Origin of the sequence: Alcanivorax profundi, assembly GCF_003597125.1 — a bacterium.
GTDB classification, from domain to species: Bacteria; Pseudomonadota; Gammaproteobacteria; order Pseudomonadales; family Alcanivoracaceae; genus Alcanivorax; species Alcanivorax profundi.
The window spans coordinates 85,036-97,538 of record NZ_QYYA01000005.1 but is presented as its reverse complement, the minus strand read 5'-3'; the positions used below and the strand labels follow the sequence as shown (position 1 = coordinate 97,538).

The window sequence follows — 12,503 nt, the reverse complement described above, 5'->3', positions numbered from 1 at the left end:
GGCTCTGTCATGCCGGCACGAATACCGGCTTACCGTTCACAGTGAACACCGACAGACTCTGATCATAGAGGCGCTCCAGCGCCTCGGGCACCAGCATGGTATCCGCCGGGCCAAAACACAGCTCCCCGTCAGGATAGAGCAACAGAATGTGATCACACCAGCGCGCGGCCAGATTGAGGTCATGCAGACACAGGAACACCCCCGCACCGGCCTCCGCCTGCTGGTGCAGCAGCTCCATCACTGCCACCTGGTGATGCAGGTCGAGATGGTTGGTAGGCTCGTCTGCCAGCCAGATCCCCGGTTGCTGGGTGAGAGCCGTGGCAATGGCCACCCGCTGACGCTCGCCGCCGGACAGGGTGCTGACCAGCCGATCTTTCAAGGTAGACAGTGACAGCGCATCCAGCGCTTGATGGGCCAACCGCACATCGTCCGCGCCCTCGCGCTGCCAGGGCGAGAGAAAGGGGTGGCGGCCGATCAGCACAGTCTCCAGCACGGTGGCAGGGAAACTGTCCTGTCGCTCCTGAAACACCACCGCCAGGGTCTGCGCCAGGGTCCGTCTGCGCAGCACTGCCAACGGCTCGCCATCGACCAGCACCGTGCCGGAGCGCGGCGGCCGCAACCCGGCCAGGGTATGCAGCAAGCTGGTCTTGCCCGCCCCATTGGGCCCCAACACTCCCCAGCGTTGCCCGGGAAGGATCCGTGCTGACAATGGATCGCCACCCTGCCTGCCGGGAATATCCACCACCAGCTCCCGGGCTTCAAGTACGCTCATCAGCGGCTCCGGTACAGAAGGAAGAGGAAAGTCGGCACCCCCAGCAGCGCCGTGATGACGCCCACCGGCAATTGCTCCGGGGCCATCAGGGTGCGCGCCAGGGTGTCGGCAAAGGTCAGCAGGGCGCCGCCCGCCAGCACGCTGGCCGGCAGAATGATGCGCTGATCGTTGCCCAGCACCAGCCGCAGCATATGCGGAACGATCAGCCCCACAAAACCGACACTGCCTGCGGTGGTCACCGCCACCGCCGTGAGCAGGCTGGCCAGCCCATACACGCCCCACTCCAGCGGTTTGACCGCCACCCCCAACGCCGCCGCCTGCAACGGCCCGCGGGCAAGCACATTCAGGCTGCGCCCCAGCGGCAGGGTCAGCAACACCGCCGGCACCAGCACCAGCCAGGCCACCTGCGGCGAATCCGCATAACTGAGGTCGCCCATCAGCCAGTACAGCATGCCGGGCAGTTTTTCCGTGGGGCTCAGTGTCAGCATGAAGGTAATGACTGCCCCCCAACCAGCAGCAATCACTACCCCGGTCAGCAACAACCGGGTGGGCGTCCAGCTGCCTCGCCCCTGGGCCAGACCAAACACCAGCACCGTGGACAACAACGCTCCTGCAAACGCCGAGCCCGATACCAGCACCGCCCCAAGCCCCAGCAGCATGGCCAGCAACGCCCCCACTGCGGCACCGCCGGAAATCCCCAGCACATATGGGTCCGCCAGGGGATTGCGTAACAGCACCTGCATCAGCGCCCCGGCCAACGCCAGCAAGCCGCCGGTGGCAAACGCCGACAGGGCACGGGGAGCACGCAGGGAAAACACCAGGGTGTCATGCAGGGCATTACCGCGCCCCAGCAGTACTGCCCACAGCTCTTGCAGCGACATGGAGACACTGCCCACCGACAGCGCCACCATCAACGCCAGTAACCCGGCCAGCCCCAGTGCCACCAACGCCGACAGCGGCCGGCGACTAGTGGCGGGCACGGGCACTCTCCAGGTGGCGGCACAGGGTGCGGGTACCCGCCAGCATCTGCGGGGTGGGCCGCTGCAAGGTGGACGGGGCCACAAAGAAGAGGTTGCCTTTCTGCACCGCCAGCAACGACGGGAAGGCTTTCCAGGGAGTCAGCCAGGCCGGGTTATCTTCCCCCATTCCGCCCGCCACGATGGCCTGGGGATTTTTTTCCAGTACGGCTTCACGACTGATACGCGGGGCCAGGGCGCCGAGCCCCCCGAAGACATTGACGCCGCCACAGATGCGAATGGCCTCACTGATCAGGTGGCTATCGTTGACTGTCATCAAAGGGTCGTCCCAGACCTGATAGAACACCGTCACCGGAGCCGCGTCGGCATAACGCTCCCGCAGGGCGGCAATGCCGGCTCGAAACCCGTTTGCGGCACCCTGGGCGACCAATTCGGTACCTGCCAGCACCCCAAACCGTTCCAGCGTGGCGCTCACATCTTCGAACTGCCGGGGCTCACTGATGTAGACCGGAAATCCCATGTCCTGAAGTCGCGCCACATCCCCCATGGGGTTACCGCTTCGCCAGGCCACGATCAGGTCCGGTTTGAGTGCCACGATGGCCTCCAGATCCAACCGCTGGTAGCTCCCCACCCGGGGCAACTTCTGCGCCGCTGGCGGATAATCACTGAAGCTCACCGCGGCGGCCAGTTGCTCACCAGCCCCGGCGGCAAACAGCAATTCGGTGGCACCGGGGGACAGGGCAATGATGCGGCGCGCAGGCTGCTTCAGACAGACCTGTTGACTTGCATCGTCCTGCACACACAGCTGGGCCAGCGCCGGTAACGGCAAGCCAAGCAGTATCACCAAGCCAATCAACATCGTTCTGCGAAACGTCATCATCACCCTGCAGTCAAAGGCGGAGAGATATGGTGTCTCCGCCGCTCAGTTCGTTATGGGGTATCGTAGCTGACACTTACCATTACGGAACGCCCGGCGTTGAGATAGTTCCATCCGCTGAAGTTCTGGGCGGTGGCATATTCCTTGTCGAGTACGTTCTCGACGACCACGCGCCCGGTCCAGTGCTCGGCAAATTCCCAGCCCGCACGCAGATCCAGCAGACCGAAGCCGGACAGACGCTGGGTGTTGGCCGCATCGTTATAGCGGTGACCCTGGAAGCTGGCGGTTCCCCCCAGGGAGAACTGGCCGATCTGGCGATCCACATCCACACGGCCCATACGCTGGGCGCGGCGGGCGATGATGTTGCCCGTCTCTTCGTCTTCCGGCTTGAGCGCAGAAAACGCCAGCTGTGCCCGCCACTGCTGCCATTCCAGGCCCATGGCCAGTTCGCCGCCTTCCACGGTAGCCTTGGCCACATTGAAGGACGAACCGCGGCTGGCATCGTAGCTGATCAGATCGTCAATATTGGTGCGATACAGCGCCGCATCCCAGTACCACACACTGTACTGGCCGCGCACACCCAGCTCACCGGTTTCGGAGGATTCCGGTTTCAGGTTCGGGTTGCTGTAGTAGAACGGCGGTGAGTCCGGGAAGTACAGGTCATTGAAGGTCGGTGCCTTGAATGCAGTGCCATAACTCGCGCGGAGACGGTGATGGGTATCCAGCTTGTAGCCCACCGCCGCCGCACCAGTCACCTTGCTGCCAAACGCATCGTTGTCGTCATGACGCAGGCTACCCTGCAGATCCAGCGCACCGAAATTCAACAGCGCCTGCCCGAAGACCGCTTTGTTGTCGCGACGGGTTTCATCGTAATCGTTGGAGCTGGTGATTTCGTCACTCTGATATTCGCCTCCCACTATGAACTGGTGGTCACCTGCCACCAAAACGGTCTGCAGGTTTGCGGTACGAGTGCGGGTATCGAAGATGCCATTGCTCAGACCGTCATCGAAATCTTCGCTTTCATCTTTCGCTTCGCTGATCAGGGCCTTGACCTGCAAGCTGTCGCTCAGCCACAGGTCCCCTTTCACCCCGGCCACCTGCAGCATGTAATCGATCTCACGCTGGTCTTCCGGGGTACTGCCTTCGTATTCGGTATTGCCTTCGGTACGGAAACCGAACACCCCCACGCTCCCCTTGTCGCCAAACTGGTGGCTGAGCTTGAGCAATCCAGAGGCATTGTCATAACCACGGTCGTCACTGTTTTCTCGCAGCTCGGTGCCATCGGTATCAAAGTAATTTGCGCCTACGGTGGCGGTGGTGCCGCCGTGACGGATAGAACTGCCGGCGCCCAGATTCCAGCTGTCGAAACTGCCTCCGCCCATGTTCAGCCAGGTCCCTTCATCACGGGTAAAAATCTGTACTACGCCTCCCACGGCATCCGCACCGTAGAGACTCCCCCGCGGCCCACGCACAATTTCTACCCGCTGCATCATTTGCGGAGGCAGGTACTGCCAAGCCGGGCTCCCGGCGGTCGCCGAACGCAGACGCACTCCATCTACCAGCAGCAATGTGGCATCACTTGACGTCCCGCGAATGAACACGCTGGCATTCTTGCCAAAGGAGCCATTGCCCGTGGTATCCACACCTAGCTGCCCTCGCAGCAGGTCAGCCATGTCTGTGGGCTGCTGCTCGCGTAGCGTCTTTTCATCGACCACGGTCACCGAAGACAACGACGCATCGGCCGTTCGGCTGGCGAGAGTGGGTGTGACTACCACCGGATCCAGCATGGCAACCCGGGTCGGGCTATCCGTCGATTGAGAGAGTGCTGCCAGCGGCAACAGGGAAAAGGAAACGGCTGCACCGGCAGCAAGAAAGCGAAACGTCATGGAAGTGATCCCCTCTGCCGTGCCCACCCGCACGGCCTGAATTCAGCCGCGGCAGACACAACATGGGGTTGGCGATAGACACGCCATGATTCCCCGCCATCGCCCGCCGCAACGCCTGGTTCCAATTCGGCCGGTCTCCGGGCTGATGAGCGAGGGAGCACCTCTCGACAATCGCCTTCCCATGCATCACGCACAGTGGCACTTCGACTATCGTTGACTCAATCACCGTTGCGGGGGCAGCGTCGGATTTCACCAGATGGCATCACCGACTTCCCGTTTACCCCACCCTGTATTCAGGGCGGGCACCGAAAAGGTGGCGCGAAATTACCAATGGTGAAGGGATTTGGCAATCAAAAGCCGCCAACTTGAGAGCAACTCATAACGAGTTGAGCGAGATCCCAGTCTCTATCCTGAACGCCAACAGTGCGATGAACCCAAAAAAGGCCACCCTGTTTCCAGGGTGGCCTTTTGATCTTGCCGGATCGGTGATCAGGCCCCCAGCAGGGAGGCCACCAATCCTTTTTTCCTGGCCGGCTTACGGTCAGAAAACTCCAACACGCCGTCTTCGATGGCACCGGCTTTCAAGCGCGGCAGATCGTAGAAGTAGTTCTGCACCACCTGCCACGGCTGGCGGGAGCCCTGGCGTGGCAGTTCGTTGGTGGCGCGCTGAATGTAACCTGACTGCATTTCCAGGAAGTTGTTATCCGTCTCACAGCCTTCGTTGTCACGCGGGGTGGCCACCTGGATTCCGGTCTTGTCCATGTGATTGAGCAGGCGACAGACATATTCGCACACCAGATCCGCCTTCAACGTCCAGGAGGAGTTGGTATACCCGAAGATCAGCGCCATGTTCGGCACATCCTTCAACATGGCACCTTTATAAACCATGGTGTCCTGCGGATTGACCGGCTGACCATCAACGGTTCCCTGGACACCACCCAGCATCTGGATGTTGAGGCCAGTGGCCGTGACGATAATGTCCGCCTCCAGCTCTTTGCCGGACTTCAGCAGGATGCCTTTCTCGGTGAAGGTGTCGATATGGTCGGTGACCACTTCCGACTCACCCTTGCGCAGGCTCTTGAACAAATCGCCATTGGGCACTGCACACAGACGCTCATCCCACGGGTTATAGCTGGGACGGAAGTGGGTCATATCAAAATCATCACCCAGTTGACGACGGGCGGCCGCCAGCAGAGCACGGCGCACCAGCTTCGGGCGCTGCTTGGCCAGCTTGAATATCATCCGCTGAAGGCCAATATTGCGTGCACGCGCTAAACGATACACCGCCATCTCCGGCAGGAAACGGCGCAGCCCGGCAGAAATGGGATCCAGCTCAGGCACGGTGGCTACGTAGGTTGGCGAGCGCTGCAGCATGGTGACTTTCGCCCCAAGCTTGGCCATGGCCGGCACAAGGGTGACCGCGGTGGCACCAGAACCGATTACCACGACCTTCTTGCCCTGACATTGCAGATCCTCGGGCCAGTGCTGCGGATGAATGATCTGCCCCTTGAAGCTGTCTTCCCCCGGGAAATCCGGGCGGAAACCCTGATCGTAGTTGTAGTAACCGGTACAGGAGAACAGGAAGTTGGCGGTAAAGGTTTCGGACTCACCGCTATCTTCATGGGTGGTTTGCACCGTCCAGCGCTTGTCGGCACTGGACCAATCGGCGGTCATGACTTTGCGTCCGAAGCGGATATGGCGGGTTACCCCGTATTCCTTTGCGGTGTCTTCCACGTAATTGCGGATGGATGCGCCGTCAGCAAGCACCTTGGACTCCGTCCAGGGACGGAAACTGTAGCCGAGAGTGAACATATCGGAGTCTGACCGGATACCGGGATACTTGAACAGATCCCAGGTGCCACCAATGCGCTCGCGGCGCTCGATAATGGCATAGGTATGATTCGGGCACTTGCGGGTCAGATGGCACGCTGCACCAATACCGGAAAGGCCGGCACCAATAATCAGGACATCAAAATGGTTGTTGGACATATCGTTTACCTCTGGCTACAGGCTGCCTGGTTTCAGCCGCGCAAACATTGACATTGGTCAATGTCACAATTAACAGGGATCCAGAATAGCCGTACCGGCCAGTAGGTAAAAGCCCCGAACGGGACAGTCGATTGGCTGTGGAGCCCGAATTCCGTGCCGCTGCGGACCGTGAACGGGGGCAGGCAGCGAAATTACCGGGGTTGGAAGGGGCAATCGGGCGGTCAAATCAGGCCTGCCGGCTGTCGGACAAGACTCAATAACGTCCCTGATTCTGCTCCAGGCACTCCAGTCGGTAGGCTTCGGCCATGTAGCCAAGCAAACGACGCTGGTTGTCATACTCCGGATAAGCCCATAGTCGCCGGTCGTTTTCCACACGACGAGGCTGGTAGCTGAGACCCCGTCGACGAAGCAGGCTATCGGCCAGGGCATCTCGCTGCCCAGCACTCAAACTACTGCCCAATTGACGAACGCACCCCTCATAACCGGATATCAAGGCAAACTGCTCCAGCGAATAATGGAACTGCCCCCCAAACACCACCGCCGGCAATAACACACACAAGATCACGCACCTGTATCTGTGCTTCATCTGCCTTCCTTCCCTGATAAAAGGCAATGCCTCTTGCCTCGATAGCCAGTACGCATTGCCTGTTCTCTGCAGCCAGTGTTACTTTCTGTAACGAAAGATACCCAACCGCCTACAGGTAGCTCCCATGCCGCTCAGTGACTGGTTAAACTTTGCTACTCTGCACCCTTGGCTTGTGGCCCCATTCTCTCTGGCCCTGCTGTTGAGCATCCTGATCTGGTTCGGCCGCCTCCCGCAAAGCACCACCAATGTGCTCATCGTCGCGTTCATTTTGCCGTCTATGCAGCTGGGGCTGCTGGGCATTCTGGTTTTCAGTGCCAACGAATCACTGGCCGAATCCCTGGTCGCCTTGCTGCCCTCTTAACAAGGAGGTCTATTTTTTCATATTTTTTATTCTTTCTTTTTCATAAAGAAAGTGGCACGTGAGATCCAATCTCGCAATCCCCTTATGAAATTGTGACCAGGGGCACACTGGCACCCCGAAAAGCTCCTGCATACTGCGCGGGACTCTCTGGGGGGAGAGTCCTGACCGCCATGACAAAAACAATAAAAGGAAGGGGATAGGAATCATGGAACTTGCCACTCTCTGGACGGTGCTCACTGAACACCCCTGGCTTACCGTCCCTCTGACGTTCTCCCTGCTACTGTCGATCCTGCTATGGTTTGGCCGTATTCGACAACCTGCTGCCATCAACCTGATCGCCATCGGCCTGATCATGCCCTGCATCAACCTGAGCATGATTGCCACCAGTGCGGTGGTCGCCTCTGACAACTTGACCGGCAGCCTTTTGTCTCTGCTTGCCGGCTAAGCCTCGCCGGACAACCCTGCCAGAAACGCCAACTGATCCTTCAGGCTGACAGTGCGCGGGTCGCCTTGATAAACATCAAAGTGGCCCACCGGGTAACGTTTTACCGTGGGTTGCGCCATAGCCAGCACGGCCTTTTCTGCTGACGAAGCCGGGGCTACGGTATCTTTCTCACAGATCAGTACCAATGCCGGGCAAGTTACCTTGCTGGCCTGCATAACCGGACGGAACAACGGCAGTACCAACGCAATGCGCGCAGCCACCTCGTTAGGCACCTCACCGGGCATCAGGGCGGTATACCCTTCCCAGGCATCATGGCTGCTCATGGCCGCCAGCTCCCCCGGTTTCCCGGCAGAGGGAATCAGATAAGGCTCCATCCCAATCACACTGCGGGCCACATCCAGGAGCCCCGCCCCGCTCATTTTCAACGCCTGACCGATGCCCGCATAGCGAACCACCTCCAACACCGATGCCAATCCGTCCATCATCGGGCACTGGGCTATAATGCCGGCGACCGGTTCTCGCCCCGCTACAACCGTCACCAGCCCACCGCCGAAAGAAGTCCCCCAGAGCACAATACGCTGGTTATCCACCTCTGGCTGCTTGCGCACACAGGCCAACGCGGCCTGCCAATCTGCCACCTCCCGGTTGGGTATCAGCACCTGCCGAGGCACGCCCTCACTTTCACCAAAATGTCGGTAATCAAACAGAAAAACCGCGTAACCGGCTTCAACAAACGCATCCCGAAACGGATCCAGACCACAGGCCTTGGTCAGGCCAAACCCGTGCCCCATGACCACCGTCAGAAAGGGCCCCTTCCCGGAAGGAAGATAAAGATCACCGCGACAGGACTGGCCCGCGCTGACAAATCGCAGCTCACGCTTTTCACTCATGGCTTGCTCCATATTCAGGGCAGAAAACACTGCTATCCACAGAGGCCACAGAGTTCACCGAGCAAAGGAAAAACGAGGGGCTCTTCTCTGTGCTTTCAGTGAGCTCTGCAATGCACAACCTCTTAACCTTCAATTGCAGGGGCGATAAAACGCCATTCTTCTACGCTCTGGCCCAGCACCAGGAAGAACGGGTTAAGAATATCTTCCTTGTTGTACTGTAAAGGTTCGAATGCGGTATTCACCACCACACCGCCAGCAGCCGTCACCACTGCATGGGCCGCAGCGGTATCCCATTCACTGGTCGGCGCCAATCGCGGATAGATATCTGCGCTGCCTTCGGCCACCAGGCACAGTTTCAGCGATGAACCCATGGACGCACGCTCCACCTCGCCCACTTCTTCACGAATGAAGGCTTCCAGTTTTTCCACCGCTTCACCGCCATGGCTGCGGCTGGCCACCATGACCACCGGCGTTGTTCGGGCACGACAGGCAATCGTTTTACGCTCACCGGCATCTTCCTTGAAGGCGCCTACGCCTTCCCCCCCCAGGTAGGTCACGCCTGTCACCGGCACATGCACCACCCCCAGCACCGGAGTGTCGGCGCGAACCAGCGCAATATTCACCGTGAATTCACCATTGCGCTTGATGAATTCCTTGGTGCCATCGAGCGGATCCACCAGCCAGAACTGCGGCCAGCCCTTACGCTCGGCATAAGCGATATCACCGGATTCCTCAGAGTAAACAGGGATATCCGGAGTCAGCGCCTTCAGGCGTGCCTCAATAATTTCATGGGCAGCCTTGTCGGCCTCGGTAATCGGTGACTTGTCATCCTTGGTTTCCACGCCCAGGTCATCCCGCTCGTAGACCTCAAGGATGGCTTGTCCCGCCTCGCGGGCGATATCGGCAAGGGGGTTCAGCAGGGCAGTAAAGTCGGTCATTCCAGATTTCCTGTCATTCAGATTTTGGCAAGCCTTGCGCGGCTGACACCGCGTCTACAGCTTAATATTCAACGCGTTTCCAACAACCGCCTGGTCATCAGCAACGCTGCGATCACACGCGCCTCGGTCACATCATCCCGCTCGATCAGTCGATCCAACTCAGAGAGTTTCCAGGGCACCACTTCCAATTCCTCAGGCTCGTCGCCAGGCAGGGATTCCTCATACAGGTTCTCGGCCAGCACCACCTTGATACGGTGCCCCATGTATCCCGGCGACAGGGTCAGTTCTTTCAACAGGGTAAGCTTGCGGGCGCCGTAACCGGCCTCTTCCTTTAATTCCCGGTTGGCTGCATCGCGCCAATCCTCACCATGCTCATAAGCTCCCTTGGGCAAGGTCAGCTCGTAGCGTTCAGTACCGGCACCGTATTCACGGATCAACACCACCGTTTCCTCATCGAGCAGCGGAACCATCATGACCGCCGCGATTGGCGGCGTACGCAACCGTTCATAGGTGCGTTCCACCCCGTTGCGGAAGCGCAAATGCAGCTCCTCAATCCCGAACAGACGACTCTTGGCCACCAGCCGGGTGTCGAGAATCTCCGGTTTCTCATCCATAATTACCTCAGAACGACGACGCCTTCCGGACGGCAAGACTAACCCGAACCCGCAGGAAATTCATGATTGACTGGCATTCTGTCGACACTGTGTTACTGGATATGGACGGCACCCTGCTGGACCTGAGCTTTGACAACTGGTTCTGGCAACGCCATGTCCCCGAGGCCTATGCCCGCCAACTGGGCCTGCCCCAGCAGGAAGCTGACCGCATCATCCACGACTGGATTGCCAGCCATCAGGGCACTCTCAACTGGTACTGCCTGGATTTCTGGACTGCTGAGCTCGGGCTGGAAATCGCCCGCTTGAAAAGAGAGGCCCGTGACCGCATCTCGGTGCGACCCGGAGCAGAAACCTTTCTGCAGCGATTGCAGGAGTCCGGCAAACAGATCGTCATGGTGACCAATGCCCACCGCGACGCCCTGGACGTGAAGCTGGAACAGACCGGCATCGACCGTTATTTCCATGAGCTGGTATCCAGCCACGACTATGGCCACCCCAAGGAAGCCCAGTCGTTCTGGCAGCATTTGCAGCGACACTTGCCGTTCGACCCGGCCAAAGCGCTGCTGGTGGATGACTCACTGCCGGTGCTGCACAGCGCTCAGCTATACGGTATCGGGCAACCGGTCAGCATCTTGCACCCGGATTCCAGCCTGCCACGGCGCGAGCACACCGACCCGTTTGTGGCCATTGATGACTTTGCGTCGGTACTTCCCTGAATACACCGGCCTGACAGAGAGACGGATGGAAAGCGTACGCATTGATTCCTGGCTGTGGGCCGCCCGCTTCTTCAAGACCCGCACCCTGGCCAAAACCGCCATTGAGGGCGGCAAGGTTCATATCGACGGCAGCCGCACCAAGCCCAGTAAGGCGGTGCAGCCCGGTCAGACCGTTACCATTACCAAGGGCACTGAACATTTCGAGGTCATCGTTCGCGACCTGAGCAGCAAGCGCGGCCCGGCCAAAGTGGCCCAGACCCTCTACGAGGAAACCCCGGAGAGTGTGGCCAAACGGGAAATGAACAGCGAACAGCGCAAACTGGCCCGGGCAGCCGCAGCCGCCCCCGACCATAAACCCAGCAAGAAGGAGCGCCGGGATATCCAGCGCTTCCGACGAGACAATCTGGAATAACCTTTTCGCGGCGGCCTCCCCCGTGAAAACCCGACTCAGGACAGCAACATGCAAGACCACAAGCAGCGCTTTCTTTTCCCCGACTCCGACATCCGCGGAGAACTGGTACAGGTAGAAAGCAGCGTCAGCCGGATTATTGAAGGGCACAACTACCCACTGCCCGTGCAAGGGCTGATCGGTGAAGCCGTGGCCGCCGTGGCCCTGCTGGCCAGCACCCTCAAGTTCAAGGGGCGCCTTGCCCTGCAGGCTCAGGGCCATGGCCCGGTATCCCTGCTGCTGGCCGAATGCACCAATGAGGGCGAGCTGCGTGCCGTGGCCCGCCACAGCGAGGGTCAGGACTGGAGCCAGGGCGATATCCGTACCCTGATCGGCGACGGCAACATGGTGATCACCATCATTCCCGAGCAAGGCCAGCAATATCAGGGCATCGTCCCGCTCACCGGCGACACCCTGGCCCAGTGCCTGGAAGCGTACTTCCGGCAATCCGAGCAGCTGCCCACCCGGCTGTGGCTGGCCAGCGGGAACAATCGCGCCGCCGGACTATTGCTGCAGCGCCTGCCCAACCAGCTGGCCGGCACCGATGCCAACGCCCAGATGTGGGAGCACCTTGAGGCCCTGGCCACCACCCTGACGCTGGAAGAACTGCTCAATCTGGACGACCAGACCATCCTCCATCGCCTGTTCCACGACACGCCGCCCCAGCTCCCGGACGCCCAGGCCCTGCAATTCGGTTGCACCTGCACCCGCGAACGCAACCGTAACGCCCTGCTGTCCCTCGGCAACCAGGAGCTGCAGACCCTGCTGGACGAAGACGGCGAGGTCACCCTCACCTGCGACTTCTGTCGCCACCAGGAAACTTTCGATGCGGTGGATCTGGCGGAGATGATCCGGGAAAGCAGTTAACAGCTAATAGTGAACAGTGAAAAGCGACGCGAACCTCGTCCAGGGGTTCTCAGCCTCCGGAGGCCGCGCCCACTCATCGGCGCGGCCTCCGGCATTTCAGGGCCTAACGGCCCAAAACCGCGCACTATTCACTGTTA

At 59.9% G+C, this 12,503-nt stretch carries 14 protein-coding genes and 1 riboswitch; of the genes, 5 read left to right on the top strand and 9 right to left on the bottom strand.

The genetic code is table 11. From position 1 onward, the window contains the following. Window positions 1–7: 7 nt before the first annotated feature. From D4A39_RS14370 to D4A39_RS14345, 6 genes are all read right to left on the bottom strand, one after another. Window positions 8–772 carry an ABC transporter ATP-binding protein gene (locus tag D4A39_RS14370; RefSeq protein WP_119918456.1) on the bottom strand — a complete coding sequence of 255 codons (765 nt, stop codon included), beginning with the start codon at window positions 770–772 and terminating at the stop codon, window positions 8–10. Beyond that, the gene (locus D4A39_RS14365; RefSeq protein ID WP_119918499.1) at window positions 772–1,683 is read right to left on the bottom strand and encodes a FecCD family ABC transporter permease; all 912 of its coding nucleotides are present in this window, start codon (window positions 1,681–1,683) and stop codon (window positions 772–774) included. Before D4A39_RS14365 ends, D4A39_RS14370 begins: the two co-directional genes overlap by 1 nt. Before the next feature lie 55 nt (window positions 1,684–1,738). Beyond that, on the bottom strand, window positions 1,739–2,629 hold the full coding sequence (locus tag D4A39_RS14360) for a cobalamin-binding protein (RefSeq protein WP_119918455.1): 891 nt from the start codon (window positions 2,627–2,629) through the stop codon (window positions 1,739–1,741). 50 nt (window positions 2,630–2,679) lie between these two features. After that, a complete protein-coding gene (locus D4A39_RS14355) occupies window positions 2,680–4,512 on the bottom strand; it encodes a TonB-dependent receptor domain-containing protein (RefSeq protein WP_119918454.1) in 1,833 nt (610 codons plus the stop codon). 111 nt (window positions 4,513–4,623) lie between these two features. Further along, window positions 4,624–4,837: riboswitch (cobalamin riboswitch) on the bottom strand. Window positions 4,838–5,001: 164 nt separating this feature from the next. Continuing rightward, window positions 5,002–6,501 (bottom strand): flavin-containing monooxygenase, encoded by a 1,500-nt coding sequence (locus D4A39_RS14350; RefSeq protein ID WP_022984674.1) that lies wholly within the window; start codon window positions 6,499–6,501, stop codon window positions 5,002–5,004. A gap of 253 nt (window positions 6,502–6,754) precedes the next feature. Next, complete coding sequence (locus tag D4A39_RS14345) at window positions 6,755–7,087, bottom strand: hypothetical protein (RefSeq protein WP_022984673.1); 333 nt, start codon at window positions 7,085–7,087, stop codon at window positions 6,755–6,757. Window positions 7,088–7,211: 124 nt separating this feature from the next. On the opposite strand from D4A39_RS14345, the gene D4A39_RS14340 reads away from it, so the two are divergent. Continuing rightward, window positions 7,212–7,448 (top strand): hypothetical protein, encoded by a 237-nt coding sequence (locus tag D4A39_RS14340; RefSeq protein ID WP_022984672.1) that lies wholly within the window; start codon window positions 7,212–7,214, stop codon window positions 7,446–7,448. Window positions 7,449–7,653: 205 nt separating this feature from the next. Next, window positions 7,654–7,893, top strand: a complete 240-nt coding sequence (locus D4A39_RS14335) for a hypothetical protein (RefSeq protein WP_022984671.1) — start codon at window positions 7,654–7,656, stop codon at window positions 7,891–7,893. Here D4A39_RS14335 and D4A39_RS14330 read toward each other — a convergent pair. The 3 genes from D4A39_RS14330 to nudE form a co-directional block, all read right to left on the bottom strand. Next, window positions 7,890–8,783, bottom strand: coding sequence for an alpha/beta hydrolase (locus D4A39_RS14330; RefSeq protein WP_022984670.1), 894 nt, complete (start codon window positions 8,781–8,783; stop codon window positions 7,890–7,892). The genes D4A39_RS14335 and D4A39_RS14330 overlap by 4 nt on opposite strands. Window positions 8,784–8,905: 122 nt before the next feature. Beyond that, entirely contained in the window at window positions 8,906–9,721 is an 816-nt protein-coding gene (gene cysQ / locus D4A39_RS14325) for a 3'(2'),5'-bisphosphate nucleotidase CysQ (RefSeq protein ID WP_022984669.1), read from the bottom strand. A 68-nt stretch (window positions 9,722–9,789) separates the two neighbouring features. Further along, a complete protein-coding gene (gene nudE / locus D4A39_RS14320) occupies window positions 9,790–10,335 on the bottom strand; it encodes an ADP compounds hydrolase NudE (RefSeq protein ID WP_022984668.1) in 546 nt (181 codons plus the stop codon). Window positions 10,336–10,397: 62 nt separating this feature from the next. Between nudE and yrfG the strand changes: the two genes are divergently transcribed. The 3 genes from yrfG to hslO are packed head-to-tail and all read left to right on the top strand — an operon-like array spanning window position 10,398 to window position 12,366. Continuing rightward, a complete protein-coding gene (yrfG, locus tag D4A39_RS14315; protein ID WP_022984667.1) occupies window positions 10,398–11,051 on the top strand; it encodes a GMP/IMP nucleotidase in 654 nt (217 codons plus the stop codon). Window positions 11,052–11,076: 25 nt separating this feature from the next. Further along, window positions 11,077–11,463, top strand: a complete 387-nt coding sequence (locus tag D4A39_RS14310; RefSeq protein ID WP_022984666.1) for an RNA-binding S4 domain-containing protein — start codon at window positions 11,077–11,079, stop codon at window positions 11,461–11,463. 48 nt (window positions 11,464–11,511) lie between these two features. Continuing rightward, entirely contained in the window at window positions 11,512–12,366 is an 855-nt protein-coding gene (gene hslO / locus D4A39_RS14305) for an Hsp33 family molecular chaperone HslO (protein ID WP_119918453.1), read from the top strand. Window positions 12,367–12,503: the final 137 nt, after the last annotated feature.